The 15,755-nt window shown below is 40.9% G+C and carries 19 protein-coding genes and 1 tRNA gene; 8 read left to right on the top strand and 12 right to left on the bottom strand.

Annotation, left to right across the window (positions count from 1 at the left end; genetic code table 11):
• Window positions 1–173 precede the first annotated feature (173 nt).
• The 4 genes from guaB to rlmH all read right to left on the bottom strand — a co-directional run bounded on the left by guaB (window position 174) and on the right by rlmH (window position 3,760).
• Window positions 174–1,655 carry an IMP dehydrogenase gene (gene guaB / locus RR45_RS08760; protein WP_031367116.1) on the bottom strand — a complete coding sequence of 494 codons (1,482 nt, stop codon included), beginning with the start codon at window positions 1,653–1,655 and terminating at the stop codon, window positions 174–176.
• Between the two features lie 217 nt (window positions 1,656–1,872).
• Window positions 1,873–2,550: a YoaK family protein gene (locus RR45_RS08765; RefSeq protein WP_031367115.1), complete on the bottom strand. Its 678-nt coding sequence runs from the start codon at window positions 2,548–2,550 to the stop codon at window positions 1,873–1,875.
• A 74-nt stretch (window positions 2,551–2,624) separates the two neighbouring features.
• Window positions 2,625–3,287 carry a DNA alkylation repair protein gene (locus RR45_RS08770; protein WP_031367114.1) on the bottom strand — a complete coding sequence of 221 codons (663 nt, stop codon included), beginning with the start codon at window positions 3,285–3,287 and terminating at the stop codon, window positions 2,625–2,627.
• The gene (gene rlmH / locus RR45_RS08775) at window positions 3,284–3,760 is read right to left on the bottom strand and encodes a 23S rRNA (pseudouridine(1915)-N(3))-methyltransferase RlmH (RefSeq protein ID WP_031367113.1); all 477 of its coding nucleotides are present in this window, start codon (window positions 3,758–3,760) and stop codon (window positions 3,284–3,286) included. Before rlmH ends, RR45_RS08770 begins: the two co-directional genes overlap by 4 nt.
• A gap of 295 nt (window positions 3,761–4,055) precedes the next feature.
• Between rlmH and RR45_RS08780 the strand changes: the two genes are divergently transcribed.
• Window positions 4,056–5,312 (top strand): S1C family serine protease, encoded by a 1,257-nt coding sequence (locus RR45_RS08780; protein ID WP_031367112.1) that lies wholly within the window; start codon window positions 4,056–4,058, stop codon window positions 5,310–5,312.
• A gap of 415 nt (window positions 5,313–5,727) precedes the next feature.
• On the opposite strand, the gene RR45_RS08785 is transcribed toward RR45_RS08780, so the two are convergent.
• Window positions 5,728–5,799, bottom strand: a tRNA-Glu gene (locus RR45_RS08785).
• A gap of 180 nt (window positions 5,800–5,979) precedes the next feature.
• On the opposite strand from RR45_RS08785, the gene RR45_RS08790 reads away from it, so the two are divergent.
• The 3 genes from RR45_RS08790 (at window position 5,980) to RR45_RS08800 (ending at window position 8,693) form a co-directional block, all read left to right on the top strand.
• Entirely contained in the window at window positions 5,980–6,978 is a 999-nt protein-coding gene (locus RR45_RS08790; RefSeq protein WP_031367111.1) for an LTA glycolipid anchor biosynthesis glycosyltransferase, IagA/BgsA family, read from the top strand.
• Between the two features lie 95 nt (window positions 6,979–7,073).
• On the top strand, window positions 7,074–8,405 hold the full coding sequence (locus RR45_RS08795) for a glycosyltransferase family 4 protein (RefSeq protein WP_031367110.1): 1,332 nt from the start codon (window positions 7,074–7,076) through the stop codon (window positions 8,403–8,405).
• 63 nt (window positions 8,406–8,468) lie between these two features.
• A complete protein-coding gene (locus RR45_RS08800) occupies window positions 8,469–8,693 on the top strand; it encodes a DUF1797 family protein (RefSeq protein ID WP_003140041.1) in 225 nt (74 codons plus the stop codon).
• Window positions 8,694–8,749: 56 nt separating this feature from the next.
• Here the strand turns inward: RR45_RS08800 and RR45_RS08805 are convergent, their stop codons facing one another.
• The gene (locus RR45_RS08805) at window positions 8,750–9,040 is read right to left on the bottom strand and encodes a GIY-YIG nuclease family protein (protein ID WP_031367109.1); all 291 of its coding nucleotides are present in this window, start codon (window positions 9,038–9,040) and stop codon (window positions 8,750–8,752) included.
• Window positions 9,033–9,779 (bottom strand): tRNA1(Val) (adenine(37)-N6)-methyltransferase, encoded by a 747-nt coding sequence (locus RR45_RS08810; protein ID WP_031367108.1) that lies wholly within the window; start codon window positions 9,777–9,779, stop codon window positions 9,033–9,035. The genes RR45_RS08805 and RR45_RS08810 overlap by 8 nt, the downstream gene beginning before the upstream one ends.
• A gap of 72 nt (window positions 9,780–9,851) precedes the next feature.
• Between RR45_RS08810 and RR45_RS08815 the strand changes: the two genes are divergently transcribed.
• The 4 genes from RR45_RS08815 (at window position 9,852) to RR45_RS08830 (ending at window position 13,214) form a co-directional block, all read left to right on the top strand.
• Window positions 9,852–10,352: an NUDIX domain-containing protein gene (locus RR45_RS08815; RefSeq protein ID WP_031367107.1), complete on the top strand. Its 501-nt coding sequence runs from the start codon at window positions 9,852–9,854 to the stop codon at window positions 10,350–10,352.
• Window positions 10,353–10,359: 7 nt separating this feature from the next.
• Window positions 10,360–11,190 (top strand): NAD(P)H-hydrate dehydratase, encoded by an 831-nt coding sequence (locus RR45_RS08820; RefSeq protein WP_031367106.1) that lies wholly within the window; start codon window positions 10,360–10,362, stop codon window positions 11,188–11,190.
• Between the two features lie 156 nt (window positions 11,191–11,346).
• Window positions 11,347–12,156 carry a putative ABC transporter permease gene (locus RR45_RS08825; RefSeq protein ID WP_072353626.1) on the top strand — a complete coding sequence of 270 codons (810 nt, stop codon included), beginning with the start codon at window positions 11,347–11,349 and terminating at the stop codon, window positions 12,154–12,156.
• An 83-nt stretch (window positions 12,157–12,239) separates the two neighbouring features.
• Window positions 12,240–13,214 carry a Gfo/Idh/MocA family protein gene (locus tag RR45_RS08830; RefSeq protein WP_031367104.1) on the top strand — a complete coding sequence of 325 codons (975 nt, stop codon included), beginning with the start codon at window positions 12,240–12,242 and terminating at the stop codon, window positions 13,212–13,214.
• Window positions 13,215–13,782: 568 nt separating this feature from the next.
• Here RR45_RS08830 and RR45_RS11265 read toward each other — a convergent pair.
• The 5 genes from RR45_RS11265 to RR45_RS08845 form a co-directional block, all read right to left on the bottom strand.
• Window positions 13,783–13,944: a hypothetical protein gene (locus RR45_RS11265; RefSeq protein WP_167362596.1), complete on the bottom strand. Its 162-nt coding sequence runs from the start codon at window positions 13,942–13,944 to the stop codon at window positions 13,783–13,785.
• 311 nt (window positions 13,945–14,255) lie between these two features.
• Entirely contained in the window at window positions 14,256–14,603 is a 348-nt protein-coding gene (locus tag RR45_RS08835) for a hypothetical protein (protein ID WP_072353625.1), read from the bottom strand.
• 64 nt (window positions 14,604–14,667) lie between these two features.
• The gene (locus RR45_RS11270) at window positions 14,668–14,841 is read right to left on the bottom strand and encodes an HAD family hydrolase (RefSeq protein WP_244148299.1); all 174 of its coding nucleotides are present in this window, start codon (window positions 14,839–14,841) and stop codon (window positions 14,668–14,670) included.
• A gap of 38 nt (window positions 14,842–14,879) precedes the next feature.
• Window positions 14,880–15,044 (bottom strand): hypothetical protein, encoded by a 165-nt coding sequence (locus RR45_RS11275; RefSeq protein WP_179295337.1) that lies wholly within the window; start codon window positions 15,042–15,044, stop codon window positions 14,880–14,882.
• A gap of 181 nt (window positions 15,045–15,225) precedes the next feature.
• Window positions 15,226–15,636: a TipAS antibiotic-recognition domain-containing protein gene (locus RR45_RS08845; RefSeq protein ID WP_167362595.1), complete on the bottom strand. Its 411-nt coding sequence runs from the start codon at window positions 15,634–15,636 to the stop codon at window positions 15,226–15,228.
• Between the last annotated feature and the right edge of the window lie 119 nt (window positions 15,637–15,755).

Genomic DNA, 15,755 nt, shown 5'->3' on the forward strand with positions numbered 1-15,755 from the left:
TTAATTGGTAGTTATTAGAGGTGCCCTTAATAATAACTACCCTTACTCTGCTTATTTTTATTTTATCATAAAATGTAAGCGTTGTCAACGATTGAATACTAAGAATGCTATTTTTTTGAGGTAAAAAAATCTTCTAACTCAAAAGAATTAGAAGATTGTTAAATCATACGAGCTTAATGTACTGAATAGTTAGGTGCTTCCTTCGTAATTTGGATATCATGTGGGTGGCTTTCTTTCAAACCAGCGCCTGACATTTCGATAAATTGTGCATTTTCATGCAAGGCATCAATTGTCGCAGCCCCTGTATACCCCATACCGGCTTTCAAGCCACCAATCATTTGGAAAACGATATCTGTGGCAGAGCCTTTATAAGCAACACGTCCCTCAATACCCTCTGGTACAAGTTTATTTGCCTCATTGACACCACCTTGGAAGTAGCGGTCTGATGAGCCTTTTTTCATGGCTGACAAGCTACCCATTCCACGATAAGTTTTATATTTACGACCTTGGTAGATTTCAAATTCACCTGGTGATTCGTCTGTTCCGGCTAGCATTGAGCCGAGCATGACAGCACTTCCACCTGCTGCAAGGGCTTTAACGATGTCGCCTGAATATTTGATCCCACCATCCGCGATGATTGTTTTACCATACTCACGCGCAACAGCTGCTGCATCATAGATAGCTGTGATTTGTGGGACACCAACACCTGCCACAACACGTGTCGTACAGATTGACCCGGGGCCAATCCCAACTTTGACAACATCAACACCTGCCTCATAGAGAGCACGTGCACCCTCAGAAGTCGCAATATTACCAGCAATCAAAGTACGATTTGGAAAATGTTCACGAATTTCAGCTATTTTACGCAAAACACCTGCTGAATGACCATGGGCAGTATCAATCACAATCGCATCAGCACCAGCTTCAAACAACGCCTCAGCACGTTCAAATGTATCAGAACTGACACCAACAGCGCCAGCCACGATCAAGCGACCCTTCGCATCTTTAGCAGCATTTGGAAACTCAATCACACGCTCAATGTCTTTAATCGTAATCAAGCCTGACAAGCGACCCTCACCATCTACAAGTGGCAATTTTTCAATTTTATGCTTTTGAAGAAGAGACTCAGCTTCTTTCAAAGTTGTCCCGACTTGCGCTGTCACTAAATCTTTCGATGTCATGACATTTTGAATTTCTTGATTATAATCTTCGACAAAACGTAAATCACGGTTGGTCAAAATACCGACCAATTTCTGGTTTTCAAGCGTTTCAACAATTGGAACACCAGAAATGCGATACATTGACATCAAATCTTCTGCTTCTTGAATTGTATGAGTCGGTGTCAAGAAAAATGGGTCTGTGATCACACCAGATTCTGAGCGTTTGACTTTACGCACTTCATCTGCTTGCTCAGTAACGCTCATATTTTTGTGAATCACGCCCATCCCACCTTGACGTGCCATTGAGATTGCCATCGCACTATCAGTGACTGTATCCATGGCCGCTGAAATAACGGGAATATTCAAAATCAAGTTGGGGGCAAGCTGCGTCCTCATGTTTACCTCGTTTGGTAGTACATGACTTTCAGCAGGAATGAGCAATACGTCATCGAATGTGTAGCCTTTTTTCAAAAATTTAGTGTCCCAATTTGACATTGAAATAGTTCCTTCTTTCCTATTTATAAGTAAGCAAATACTTGCTTTGTGTTTAGATATTGTTACTATTTTATCACGCTATCTGACTTTGTCAATACATTTGCATTAACTGATGTTTGAAACATGATTGAACGTTCAAAAATAGGCACAACTCGATAAGTTATGCCTGTTTTTTTCAGTTGTTGTTACTTCATTATGTTGCATCACCTTATTTTTTTCAATCAAAACCATTGACTTTCTCAAAATACAACACCAGATTAAAACCAAAGATAATAGGCAGAAGAGCATAGAGGGCATTTTCATCAAATTGATGTGCTAAAAAAGTCGAGATAAAAACGCCTAAGCAAAATCCTGTGATGATTAAAAAAGTATAGCCGCCACGTTTTAAAATCTCTGGTTTTCGCTCAACCAAACCCTGTACGATGAAGACAGACATATTTTTCAGATTACCAGTCATCATGGTATTGGTATAAGGTGCCCCACGCATTCGTTTGAAAGATTCCAACTGAACCGCAGCAATGAAAGAAAGCGATAGTACCGTCCATTTCGAGGCAACAAACTGTGCCATAGCTGCTGTGATTAAGACCCCTATAAAAATAATCAAGGCAGACAAAGCATGCCAACGCAAATGCTGATGCGATACAGCAAATTTCCGCGCAAAATATGTAAATATAGCACCTAGCATAAAAGCAAAAATCGGGAGTAGGTAATTAGCCACCTCTGCAAGATTGCCTTCAGCCAAATTCTTCATTAGATAAATTAAATTTCCCGTTTGCAACCCAGCAAACCGTTTTCCCTGTGTCACAAAAGTATAAGCGTCCAAAAATCCACTAATAAATGTAATTAGCACTGCGACACGCACGCGCTCAAAAATTCGATAATCTTTCTTTTTCAAAAATCGTCACTCCAATCTAGTTTATCCTATCAAACTTTACACTTATTTTAACCGATAACTCACCTTGACTCTGGTTAAGCGTGGCTACGGTTTAAAACTTTCAAGCCTTCTCTAATCGATAAATTGCTAAGGTCAGCATCATGTTCGACAATAAACTCACGCACCCAGTCTGGTGCCACTTTAGAATACTCACGCAAACTCCAACCAATCGCTTTATTAATGAAGAATTCGTCTGAGCCTAAGTTATTTTTGATGATTGTCGCCAATAAGTCAGCATCCGTTTCAAGTTTAAAGCCTAGTTGATGATCAATCGCAAGTCTGCGAATCCAAAAGTTAGCATCTTGTGACCAGACTAGCATGGTCGCCTTAGCCTGTGGAAAACGTCTCACAATACTGCCCACGTGTTCATCCAGAAAATCAATCGAATCCCACCAAGATTTTTGAATGGCCAAGGCATAAAGTTTATCCAAATCAGTTAAAGTTAGCCACTTTTGAACTTTTTTTAGATAATCTCCAGCCAGATATTGAAATTCGCGATAGTCTTGGGCCCACAACTTATCCACAAGGGACCAGTCAACACACCCTTCCTTGGCTTTTTCCCGCAAAAAATCCTTAGACAATACTCTGCGTTCGGGTGTTTTAATCCCCAGAAATTCAAAGTGATTCTTCATGTATCGCTTCATGCCTGACGCGTTTTCCAGATTTTCGTGGGTTAGAAATGTCTCAATGATTGTCATTTATGGTAAGGACTCCCCTCTCGAATCATGAAGGCACGGTAGATTTGTTCAGTTAGGACGAGCCGCATCAATTGATGAGGTAAGGTGATGCGCCCAAAGCTAATCAGGGCATTGGCGCGTTTTTTAACACGTGGGTCCAAGCCAAGACTGCCGCCGATGATAAAAACAAGGGTTGAGGCCTGTTGCATAGCTTGCTCAAGACTTGTGGATAACTCTTCTGATGAGATGAGTTTCCCTTCAATCGCCATTGAAAAAACAAAATCACGGTCTGTGAGTTTTGCCAGAATCCGGTCGCCTTCTTTAGACAAAATTTGCGCATTTTCCTTTTCCGAGGCTTTGTCAGGCGTTTTTTCATCTGCTAACTCCACAATTTCCACCTGACCAAAACGTGATAGACGCTTGACATACTCTGCAATTCCGGCTTTAAGATACTTTTCTTTTAATTTCCCGACACTAATGATTTTAATTCTCATGGTTTTATTATACCAAAAAATCAAAATCATTTTTTCCACAACAGAAAAGAAATGTAAGGCTGTGAAAACTTGATTTATCCACATTTTTATAAAAGTTTCCACATTTTTGTGGAAAACTCATGGTTTTTTACACACTTGTTCACAAATTTATTGGCTTTTCCACAAAAATGTGTATAACTTTCCAAACCCACGTCATACCAACGACTTAATATTTAACAAATACTTGATTTTAAGGTATAATTAAGTGGTAAGTACTAAACTTAAAGGTGACTAAATCAAGTAAAGGAAGTGACATATGAAAAGTAATAAGAAAACTGTTGCAAAATTAGTAGTTGCTGGCATTATCGGCGGAGCTGTTTCACTGGGTGGGAATATCGCCTACGACCATTTTACTGGTGTTACACCTAGCGCTACCAATCAAGCGGGCACAAGCAAAGTGTCCAACGTGTCCTATAAAGTATCAAGTGGCACAACTAAAGCAGTCTCCAAAGTCTCAGATGCTGTTGTTTCTGTTATTAACTATCAAAAAGCATCCTCAAATAATTCATTAGATGACCTTTTTGGTGACAGCTCATCTGACAACAAAGAAAGCAATACTGAGCAACCTGCAGGTGAAGGCTCTGGCGTCATCTATAAAAAAGATGGTGATGATGCTTATGTCGTTACTAACAACCACGTCGTTGAAGGCGCAACTTCACTCGAAGTTATGCTTTCAAATGGTGATAAAGTCAAAGGCACCTTGGTCGGAAAAGATGCTTATAGCGACTTAGCAGTCATTAAAATTTCATCAAAAGAAGTCACAAAAGTCGCTGAATTTGGGGACTCATCTAAACTTACCGTCGGGGAACCTGCGATTGCTATCGGTTCTCCTCTGGGTAGCGAATATGCCAACTCTGCCACTGAAGGCATCATCTCTAGCCTATCACGCAAGGTTATCATGCGAAATGATAACAATGAAACAGTCAATGTTAATGCTATCCAGACAGATGCAGCGATTAACCCTGGTAATTCAGGCGGTGCCTTGATTAATGTTGAAGGCCAAGTCATCGGTATCAACTCAAGCAAAATCTCTGCAACTGGTTCATCTTCTCAAGATATTTCTGTCGAAGGTATGGGCTTTGCGATTCCATCTAACGACGTTGTCGAAATTATCAACAAACTCGAAAAAGACGGTGAAATCAAACGCCCAGCCCTTGGGGTACAAATGGTTGACCTCACAAGTATTAACTCACGCTATATTGATAAGCTCAAACTCCCCGACGCTGTCACAGCAGGGGTCGTGATTGCTGCAGTCCAAAAAGGTCTACCAGCTGATTCTGCAGGTCTTAAAAAATATGATGTGATTACAAAAATCGGGGATACAAAAGTGACAACAAGCACAGAACTTCAAAGCGCGCTTTACAAATATAGTATTGGCGACGATATGAAAGTCACTTATTATCGCGATGGTAAAGAAAAAACAGCGACCATTAAGCTCGCTGCATCCTCTGATAAATTGGACTTTAAAGATACTGAATCAGCAGATTCTGCTAAAACAGAAGAAAATAATTAAGCAATCAAAATTCACGCCAAAAACGTGATTTTTTTGATTCTTCAGATTTTCATCAAAAACCAGTTAATAGTGCTTGACCAGCCACAATATCCTTTAAAGTTAAATGCCGATTGTTAAGAGCTAAGTACAAGTCACTCGTTGAGTGCGGTAAAGTCATTTTTAACGCATAAGGTCGAAGCTCTGATGAAATCTGTGATTTTTGGAAACGCGTATCAGTCTCACCAGAATTTCTTTGATCTTAGGTGCTATATCCTTAGCACTGATTGCTTGCGACAATAAGCAATCAAATTTTTCAATGAGTAAGTTATTTTTCTTTTTGTCCAAACATACTAATTCCCCCTTATGAAAATGATCTACACATATTTTCATAAAAAGTTACAAAAAAACTTCCGTCCATGCTGACGAAAGTTTGGGATAGTCCGTACGGGATTCGAACCCGTGATACCGCCGTGAAAAGGCGGTGTCTTAACCCCTTGACCAACGGACCTAGGTGATTAATTGTTACTGATTTCCTCAGCAACATAAATAATTATATCGTAAAATTGAAAATCGGTCAACCCTTTTTTTGAAAAAAAACATATTTTTTTCATCAATATTTGCTTTTTATTGATTTTACGCCATAAGACTGATGTTTCCCGTTGATTTTCTGATATAATAGAAATAAGTTATGAAAATTTTACTCTATTTAGAAGCCGAAAAGTTTTTACGAAAATCTGGCATTGGCCGCGCCATCTACCATCAAAAGCGAGCATTAGACATTGCTGGCATTGACTATACGACAAATCCCCACGAGGATTTTGACATCGCACATATTAATACTTACGGCATTAAAAGTATCATGCTGCTTTTTCGTGCGAAACGAATGGGCAAAAAAGTTGTCTACCACGGTCATTCGACAAAGGAAGATTTCAGAAATTCATTTATCGGTTCAAATTTATTGGCACCGTTTGTCAAAAAATACCTGACTTTTTTATATCGACATGCTGACTTGGTGATTACACCAACAGAATATTCAAAACAACTCATCACTTCTTATGGTGTGGATGTCCCTGTTATCGCCATCTCAAACGGCATTGATCTGAGCAAATATTGCCAGTCTCCCAAAAAAGAGCAGGCTTTTAAAAATCATTTTCAAGTATTGCCTGAGCAAAAAATCGTCATGTGTGCGGCGCTTTATTTCAAACGCAAGGGCATTGATGATTTCGTCAAGGTAGCTGAAATGATGCCTGATGTACGCTTTATTTGGTTTGGCGAGACTAACCTTTGGACCGTTCCCGGTTGGGTAAGACGTCTGGTCAAGAAAAATCATCCTGCCAATGTTGAGTTCCCTGGCTATATCAAGGGCGATATTTATGAGGGAGCAATGACTGCTAGTGATGTCTTTTTCTTCCCGTCGCATGAGGAAACTGAGGGAATCGTCGTCTTAGAGGCTCTCGCATCAGATCAGAATGTTGTCGCGCGCGATATTCCTGTCTATGGTGGCTGGCTTGATAATCGCGCAGCAACTCTTGTATCAACGAATGAGGAATTTGTCTCTGCCCTTAGGCATGTGTTAGACGGCAAGATAGACAAGCGTGAGACAGGACATCGTGTTGCTGAGAGCCGTTCAATTGAGAGCATCTCAACGCAACTCGTCGCTGCCTACCAATATGTTTTAAACAATTAATGTGCCTTTGAGGCATCTGCTAACGACAAACCCTTCCCAGCCATGCCGGTCAGGCTGTGAGTCATGCGTCGTTTTCAATCTCTGAAGGAGTTCTTATGAGAATTGGTCTTTTTACTGACTCTTATTTACCTCAGGTTTCGGGTGTTGCCACATCCATCGAAACCTTATCCGATCAGCTCACCAAGCTGGGGCATCAGGTTTTTATTTTTACGACAACAGACCCGCATGCTGACCCTGATAATGACCAGAACAATGTCATTCGGTTGAGTAGTATTCCTTTGATTTCACTAGCTGAGCGTCGGATTGTGCTAAAAGGTGTCGTGGCAGCCTATCAGGTTGCCCAAACTTATCATCTTGATATTATTCATACACAAACCGAATTTGGTGTTGGCATATTAGGAAAACTTGTCGCACGACAGCTCAAAATTCCTGTCATTCATACCCTGCACACCAAGTATGAAGACTATGTTCACTATATTGCTAAAGGAAAAATTCTTCGGCCAGGTATGGTCAAATACATCATCAAGAGTTATCTATTCGGGGTGGATGGCATTATTGTGCCTAGCGCAATCGTCTTAGATACTGTTAATCGATATGGCGTCAACCTTGAAAAGCGTGTGATTCCAACTGGGATTGAACTCGATAAGTTTTTACGCCCTGAAATTTCAGCGGCTGATTGTGCTGAATTGCGGACAAGCCTTGGCATTCTACCTGATGAAACGATGTTACTTTCATTATCCCGCATTGCTGAGGAAAAAAACATCCAGTCAATCATCAAGAGCTTAGTAACGGTACGAGAGCAAATCAAGGTCAAACTTGTGATTGTCGGAAGTGGTCCTTATGAAGATAAACTTAAAAGGCTAGTCAAGGGCTTAGCACTTGATGACATCGTCATTTTCACTGGTCTTGTTGATAATAGTCAGACAGCTTATTACTATAAAGCAGCGGACTTCTTCATCTCGGCCTCGACTAGTGAGACACAAGGTTTAACCTATATTGAGTCGCTGGCATCTGGTACGCCAGTCTTAGCGACAGATAATGCCTACCTCAAAAGTCTGATCACCGAACCTATCTTTGGTCGTCTTTTTTCCGGTGATGATGCTATTGCAGCGACTATTTTAGACGCGATTACAGAAACACCTGACTTTGATCAAACCCACTATGATCAAAAACTCTATGAAATTTCAGCAGAAAACTTTGCCTTACGCGTCTACGAGTTCTATCTGGATAAAATCATCTCAAATGATCAGTATCTGGCTCAAAAAGGGGAATCTATTCCTCGAAGAACAGCGCGAATCGTTCGCCAAGCTCCAGCCAAAACGGTTAAAACCGTTGTTAGAACACCTAAAAAAGTCGCCTATTTTGCTAAAAAAGCGATTAAACACGCCAAAATTCTCAATAAATATGGTAAAATAAAGTTAAAATAATAAAAGTTAAAACGATTCAATGAATCGTTTTAATATCTTACATCATAAAGGAATCTGTATAAAATGAAATCTCATCTCTCTGCTATTCTCAACCGATTGGAAAAACTTGTCGCATCAGGTGATCCAAAAGACACGTTTAACTTTGAAAAAGACGAAGAAGTTCAAATCACTGTCAGCTTTGATGGTGAAAACCAAGTCTTCATCGTGAAATATCCTAAAATCAAGGAAACTTCTGATTTCGATAGCATCGACCTTGTTGCGATGGAAATCTTTGACTTAATCTACTAATATTTTAAACCAGCCCAAGTGACAAATGACTTGGGCTGGTTTTTGATTATAACATTTTATAGAGAAGTCACTTGTCCATCTGTTATCACAATGCCTTTTTCACGGAGAAAGGCATTTTTTTTAGGACGTGTTCTCAAGGTTTTCTTGAACCAGTACTCCCGTTTCAAGGCTCGTGATTTATCTGGAAAAGTTTCAGAATAAATGAGCTTGACTGGCCGTCTGGCTTTGGTGTATTTGGCGCCTTGTCCGGCATTGTGGGTCTTGATTCGTTTTTCTAAGTCATTGGTATAACCCGCATAAAGCGACTGGTCGGCACACAGGAGCACATAAAAATAATAGTTAGCCATAGTAGATGTGATGTACCTCGTCTGTATAGCTGCCGTCTGGCTTGTGCAAAATCAAGGGTGGTAGGAATTTTTCGCCACCAGCTTTTCCGTCTTTAATAGCATCAATTAATAAAATGTTAGCATCTCGGTCTGCTTTTGGATAGACAAACTGGATTCGTTTCGGGACTAGATTGTATTGTGTCATGGTTTGGATAATTTCGAAAAAGCGATCTGGTCGATGGACCATGGCCAGATGACCGTTAGTTTTGAGCAATTGTTGACTGATGCGACAGATGTCATCAAGATTGGTAGCGAGTTCATGCCGCGCTAACAGATAATGCTCGCTTTCATTTATTCGTGAGTGTTCATCTAGCTTAAAATATGGCGGATTGCAGAAAATCAAGTCTGTACTGGAAGGATTGAGATGGTCTAGTGTCTTAGCTAAATCATCCTGGATCACGCGCACTTGCTGCTCTAGCCCGTTCAATTGCACACTTCTCATGGCCATGTCTGCCAGGCGTTCTTGGATTTCAATTTCAACGATGCTTGCATTTGTACTCTTGCTTGCAAAAAGGCCAACTGCGCCATTCCCCGAACACAAATCGACAATTTGCCCCCGTTTGGGGAGATTAGGGAAACGACTGAGGAGTACAGCATCAACTGAATAGGAAAAAACATCTCGAGACTGGATGATTTTCACGTCATTCGTCGCCAGCTGGTCAATTCTTTCGTTGGGGTTGAGTAAAGATTCTGAGTTCATCCTTTTATTATAACAAAATCGCCCAAAATTATGATAAGATTTATGTTATCAAAACCTTAAAGGACATTAGACATGACAGAAAAAAACTACATTGCAGATATGCGAGCGCTGGTAGGGCATCAAGGGATGATTTTCGTGACAGCTTTTGGTGTGCTTTGGAGCGCTGACCGGACAAAAATCTTGCTGGAACGTCGGGCAGATTCTCCCAATACTGGTTGGGGTTTTCCTGGCGGTTTTTTGGATTACGGGGAATCACCGATGCAAGCTGTCGTACGTGAATTTAAGGAAGAAACGGGTCTTGATGTTGAAGTCGTTCGAGTTTTAGGGCTTTCTACGCACATCACAGATAAAAATGCTTGGGGTGATGCGCAGGAAAATATCGCGATTGGCTTTGAGGTACAATTAGTAGGTGGTCACATTCAGGCAGATAGTGATGAAACCCTTGAAGTCAAATGGCTACCTGTCTCGCCAGTACCTCAAATGTTTGTGCCCCAAGCACAACGGACCATGCATAAGATTTTAACCGAAAACGAAGATAGCGATAAAGCCTGGTTCCGTGAGAATGGTGAGTAATATGACGATGCACAAACTGACACAGGAAATTCTCAAGCAAACGATTACCAAACGCGCTAATACCACGCATAAGGGCGATTATGGCCGTATTCTGATTATTGGTGGCACTGAGCAGTATGGTGGTGCCATCATCATGAACGCCCTCGCTGCCGTCAATAGTGGTGCTGGCCTCGTCACAGTTGCGACCCACCCCAGTAATTTTTCAGCCCTCCACAGCCACCTGCCCGAGGCAATGGTGACAGACTATACACAAGATTTGGCACCTTTCATAACGAAAGCTGATGTCATCCTCATCGGCTCCGGTCTGGGAGAGCAATTGTCGATTTTGACTGCGACATTAAGCAAGGTCAAACCTGAACAAATTTTAATTCTGGATGGTTCAGCCCTGACTTTACTGGCTGAACACCAGCTTGACTTGCCAAATGCGCGTCTTATTTTAACACCTCACCAGATGGAATGGCAGCGTTTGAGTCAGACTGAGATTGCTGAACAGACGCCGGCTAAAAATTTGGCAGCACTTGCTACCTTCACTCCGACCCCCATTCTTGTCTTGAAAAAATTCCAGACAGAAATTTACACTGCTGATCAAATTTTCCAACTCACCATTGGCGGCCCCTATCAGGCAACGGGGGGCATGGGGGATACACTCGCGGGCATGATTGCCGGATTTACTGGTCAATTCCATGCCTCTCTTGAACAAGCGGTCTTAGCTGCCGTCTATGCCCATTCAGCGATTGCTGACGACTTGGCGCGGGAACGCTATGTCGTGTTACCAACACAAATCTCTGCTGAAATTCCAAAATTAATGCACCAATATGCTCAGAAAACTGGTAGTTGATGATGATTGCCAATTTTTACTTTATCCTTATACGCAGTCATATGAACCCCCATAAACTTTTTTGAGCACACAATTTTCTAGACAATATGCTAAGATAAAGATAATGCCTATAAATTAGCTAATGATTCAGCTAAATAAAAATGCAAAGGAGTAGTCATGTTATCTGAACATATCGTGCTAACTTTTTTAACCTACTTCCCTGCCTATGCCTTTCTTGGCTGGTGCCTCGAAGTCATTTATGCCTCAGTCAATACTGGAAAATTTGTCAATCGAGGCTTTCTAAACGGTGCAGTTTGTCCCATTTATGGTTTTGGTGCAGTACTCTTTATTCTATTTTTAAACCCGATTGCGGACAATCTCCCCCTACTTTTCTTGGCATCAGTCATCATCGCAAGTATGCTAGAGCTTGTCGGTGGCTTTGTCTTAGAAAAATTGTGCCACATGAGGTGGTGGGATTACTCTCAAGAACCTTTTAATATTGGTGGCTTTATTTGTCTAAAATTTTCTTTGATGTGGGGCCTTGCGGGGGTCTTTCTGATTAAAATCATCCAGCCGATTATCGCGAAGATTTTGGAACACTTGCCAACCCTGCCGGTCACCATTTTCATCAGCATTTTTTACCTCATTTTGCTCACTGATGTCATCATCACAGTGGTTGCCATCGCTCACCTCAACCGCGATTTACAGCAGGTGCATGAACTCTCACGCATGATCCGCCGTGGCAGTGATACCTTAGCCGAGAATCTCGGCAATTTCGCTGTCGACGCATCTGAGAAATTTGATACTCATAAAGATGAGCTGACTGAAACGCTGTCAACAGAGATTGAGACTCTCATGGCACATCAAAAGAGGATACGGGCACGGATTCTCAAGGCCTTTCCAAATGCGAAACACCAGACTGAAAAGAGCGCCTTGGAAAGTTTGCGAAAACGCTATGAAACTTACAAAACTTTAAAAAAGAAATGACTTTTGTCCTTTCTTTTTTAGTTGTCATGATATAATAAAAATGAAAACACTTACAAAGAGAAATCACCGAAAGGAAGATTAATATGAAAATAATTCATTGGGCCATGATTGGTACGGGTGATGTGACCGAGAAGAAAAGCGGACCTGGCTTTTATAAAGCGAAAAATTCTGTCTTATATGGTGTCACTAATCGAACACTTGCTAAGGCAGAAGATTATGCCAAACGCCATCATGTCAAGAAGGTGTTTGCCTCTGTTGATGATTTGCTAGCAGACCCTAAGGTGGACGCTGTCTATATTGCGACACCTCCTGGCTCTCACAAGGAATATGCCCTCCGTTGTGCAGCAGCTGGCAAGGTCTGCTATATCGAAAAGCCGATTGCGTTGACTTATGACGAAGCATTAGACATTTCAGATGCCTTTAAAAAAGCAAATGTTAAAGCCTTTGTCGCCTACTATCGCCGGACTTTACCACGCTTTACTGAAGTCAAATCGCTATTAGAATCAGGTGCTATCGGTGATGTGCGCTTTGTTAATGTTGCCTATTATCGACCTGCTGCTAAAGCTGAAATCAATGGGACACATTGGCACGTCCAGCCTGAGATTTCCGGTGGTGGTATTTTCATGGATATGGCCGTGCATACACTTGATATTCTGGACTTTTTCTTTGGCGCAATTGAAAAAGTTGCAGCCTTTAGCGTGAACCAAGCAGGCTATTATGAGCCAGAAGATAATGTTGCGCTATCCTTTGCTTTTGGCAATCGTATTATCGGTACAGGAAATTGGTGTTTCACAACACATACTGCCGCGGATAATATCCAAATCGTAGGCTCAAAAGGTGAAATCAACTTTGGCTGTTTTACCAACGACCCTATTCAGCTTAAAACAGCAGAACAAGAAACAGCCATTCCAGTAGGCACGATTGAACATGTACATCAAAATTTAATACAAACAATTGTAGATGAATTAAATGGCCAAGGGACTTGTCCATCTACCATTGAATCTGCTTTACGCACCGCTTGGGTTTGCGAGCAGGTTTATCAGCAACAGGATGACTAAACGAAAAGTTTTGACATGACCATTTTTCTCAGAAAATTTTTTCTTGCAGCTTATTAACGCTTTTGGCAGATATCGTTGTCCTTTCAAGACTATTTAGATTAACAATTTCTATTGCTACTGTTATCACGTTGTTGCTCCTATGCTCTTTTAGTTATTTCAACATTCACCCTATGCTAAAGAAGTCCTACCACAAACAAACGACTTGATCTTTTAGATGGTAGCTATGCATTATACTTTCTAGTAGTCTCTGTATCATCGCAGCAGTGATTTTAAATGGATTGATCAGTCAATTTTCATCTATTAAGATAACCACCATCACTTACACGTCAGTAGTTTACTGGCTATCTTTTGTCTAGGTATCTTATTGTTAAATGGTTTGATTAGGATATTTACGACATCAACACAAACCGATATTCTCTTTCGTCTCACGCTCGTTTTGCTTTGATGGGTCCGCATTGTCAACCTCTTTTTGCTTAATATCGCGATCAAATAATATACTTATGAGACGACCAAACATCAGAGAAATAATAGTCGGTCAGCTGATTGTACTAGTCTATTTTCTTGTCTGTCAACGATAGGGACCTAAAATATGATCTAGCCTGCCTTTGTCAAGTCTCAAAACACCGATGGCCACATAAACAATCGCGACCACCACTTCCGAAAAATTGTATTTAACAAAATTTAAAACGCTCAGTTCTGTGCCATTCATCCAACGGGTCAACATTTGCATGGAAATACTCTATCAAACTGCCAAGGCAATCACATAAAATAGCCGATTTTTTCTCGTCAACCAAATGCCTCAGACTAGCCAACAGTAAACGACCCAAACACCCGTGATTTCTAACATCTGGGGCAGGCTGACGGTTGGTATCATTGGTTTTCCAGCCCTACGTTTCAGATTCACCGACATCATCATCTATTCAAGAAAACTAGACAAAGTCAAACACCATGAGACTCTAGCTAACTCTAAAATAGAAGAACCGCATCAAAGTCGTTTTAAAAACGACTTTGATGCGGTTCTTCTATTTTCGTCCCTACCCGTTAAGGCAAACTTTTTTCGATGGCATTTTTCTCTTTCTCTGCATCATTAACGCCAATGATGAGTTTCTGATAAGGTTCATCTTTCATTTCGATGATTAAAGCTGTTGCACCTTGCCTTAAATCATAAAATACCTTATCCCCATCTAAATGGAAATAGCCTCCGAAATACAAGTGTGGCGCATTTGTGCCATACCATTTGCCAAGTGAGCGTTTCCATGTCAGTTGAAAATTCGGATCAATACTGACAGATGTGATATGCGCTAGTGGTACTGATAGTTCATGCTTTAGCGTCCAGATTTTCGTCATTTTGACGGTTAAGACATCATTGTTAATCTCTAGTTGGGCCATATTTTCACCTCTTTTTTAGCTTATCTCTATTTTATCATAAAACAATTTGTCATCAGTATTTTGGTTATTTCTCTGCAACAAGTATTTTCTTGATTTGCGTAAGGACACTTTCTGCTTCATTACTCCCGATGATATGGTCTGCTATGGCTTTGATACTTGGTATGGCATCGCTCGCAAAGCCTTGTCCGACAAATTGCAACATTTCAAAATCATTGCCACCATCACCGAAAGCTGCCATCTCCTCAGGTTTAATCTCCCACAACTCCCCGAGCTGCGCTAAGGCACTCTTGCCAACCGATGGTAATATTGATGAGTGTAGGCGTAAACTGCCTCGGGTGCTGTTTCTAAAATATAGGCTGTTTTTTTCCCACAAATAATACCTTCTCCTTGATTATCAGCTGCTAAAATAGCCAAGGATTTTTCAAAAGCATGGCGTGGCATATCTACTACAAATAGCTCTTTTTCTTTGCTAATGATATGTGCTCCATTTTCAGCTGCAAAAGTCAGCTCATCTGAAATGTCTGGAAAAGATTGATTGCCATTTTATCTTTCTCTCTCTATTTGAATGCACTTTCTTAATTCAAAGTATAGCGTATCTAGGGAGAATTTGCAAAGACTAGCGTTAAACCTTTTGGGCGTAATATGTCATGGCTACCGCTAAAAATTCTGGGAATCCCTCACCATACTGTCTCAAGTTTTCTGTAAAACGCTCGTCTTGTACATACATTTGTCCAAGACCTGCAAAGGCTTCTAAGGTGTAGTGGTAACCCAATGTATCGTTAAATGTATGGTACATGTTGGCAATGGCTGCTTGCGTAATGGTGGCGGTAGGTTTTTCGTCCTTTAGCTTTGCTAAGTCGTGAAACAACTGATTCATTTGATCAGATATTTTTTGCTTGCCGTCATTAGATAGACTGTCGATTTTTTCCTTGGTTTGCGCGATAGCCTTTGTTCCAAAGCGTTCTTTCGCTTCATTTTCGTAGGGATTTTCTTTTGTAAAATCAAAACCTTTAAATTTTTCTGCTTGTGTCATGGTTGAACTTCCTTTCATGTCTTGCACCGAGCGCTCTAGTGTGTCTAAAAGCATTGTGAGGCGTTCTTTTTCGTACAATAAATAGCTTCGTTGCAACTCAAATGCCTGATTTTTATCAA

It is taken from the genome of Pseudolactococcus chungangensis CAU 28 = DSM 22330, assembly GCF_002441885.1.
GTDB classification, from domain to species: Bacteria; Bacillota; Bacilli; order Lactobacillales; family Streptococcaceae; genus Pseudolactococcus; species Pseudolactococcus chungangensis.

Excerpts from the sequence above, each read along its gene's own strand:
- RR45_RS08795 (WP_031367110.1), top strand. The coding sequence starts at position 7,074 with ATGAGAATTGGTCTTTTTACTGACTCTTATTTACCTCAGGTTTCGGGT.
- RR45_RS08815 (WP_031367107.1), top strand. The coding sequence starts at position 9,852 with ATGACAGAAAAAAACTACATTGCAGATATGCGAGCGCTGGTAGGGCAT.
- rlmH (WP_031367113.1), bottom strand. The coding sequence starts at position 3,760 with ATGAGAATTAAAATCATTAGTGTCGGGAAATTAAAAGAAAAGTATCTT.
- RR45_RS11270 (WP_244148299.1), bottom strand. The coding sequence starts at position 14,841 with ATGGCAGCTTTCGGTGATGGTGGCAATGATTTTGAAATGTTGCAATTT.
- RR45_RS11275 (WP_179295337.1), bottom strand. The coding sequence starts at position 15,044 with ATGCCACGCCATGCTTTTGAAAAATCCTTGGCTATTTTAGCAGCTGAT.
- RR45_RS08800 (WP_003140041.1), top strand. The coding sequence starts at position 8,469 with ATGAAATCTCATCTCTCTGCTATTCTCAACCGATTGGAAAAACTTGTC.
- RR45_RS08820 (WP_031367106.1), top strand. The coding sequence starts at position 10,360 with ATGCACAAACTGACACAGGAAATTCTCAAGCAAACGATTACCAAACGC.
- RR45_RS08825 (WP_072353626.1), top strand. The coding sequence starts at position 11,347 with ATGTTATCTGAACATATCGTGCTAACTTTTTTAACCTACTTCCCTGCC.
- RR45_RS08835 (WP_072353625.1), bottom strand. The coding sequence starts at position 14,603 with ATGGCCCAACTAGAGATTAACAATGATGTCTTAACCGTCAAAATGACG.
- RR45_RS08790 (WP_031367111.1), top strand. The coding sequence starts at position 5,980 with ATGAAAATTTTACTCTATTTAGAAGCCGAAAAGTTTTTACGAAAATCT.
- RR45_RS08810 (WP_031367108.1), bottom strand. The coding sequence starts at position 9,779 with ATGAACTCAGAATCTTTACTCAACCCCAACGAAAGAATTGACCAGCTG.
- RR45_RS08830 (WP_031367104.1), top strand. The coding sequence starts at position 12,240 with ATGAAAATAATTCATTGGGCCATGATTGGTACGGGTGATGTGACCGAG.
- RR45_RS08845 (WP_167362595.1), bottom strand. The coding sequence starts at position 15,636 with ATGACACAAGCAGAAAAATTTAAAGGTTTTGATTTTACAAAAGAAAAT.
- RR45_RS08780 (WP_031367112.1), top strand. The coding sequence starts at position 4,056 with ATGAAAAGTAATAAGAAAACTGTTGCAAAATTAGTAGTTGCTGGCATT.
- guaB (WP_031367116.1), bottom strand. The coding sequence starts at position 1,655 with ATGTCAAATTGGGACACTAAATTTTTGAAAAAAGGCTACACATTCGAT.
- RR45_RS11265 (WP_167362596.1), bottom strand. The coding sequence starts at position 13,944 with ATGCAAATGTTGACCCGTTGGATGAATGGCACAGAACTGAGCGTTTTA.
- RR45_RS08770 (WP_031367114.1), bottom strand. The coding sequence starts at position 3,287 with ATGACAATCATTGAGACATTTCTAACCCACGAAAATCTGGAAAACGCG.
- RR45_RS08805 (WP_031367109.1), bottom strand. The coding sequence starts at position 9,040 with ATGGCTAACTATTATTTTTATGTGCTCCTGTGTGCCGACCAGTCGCTT.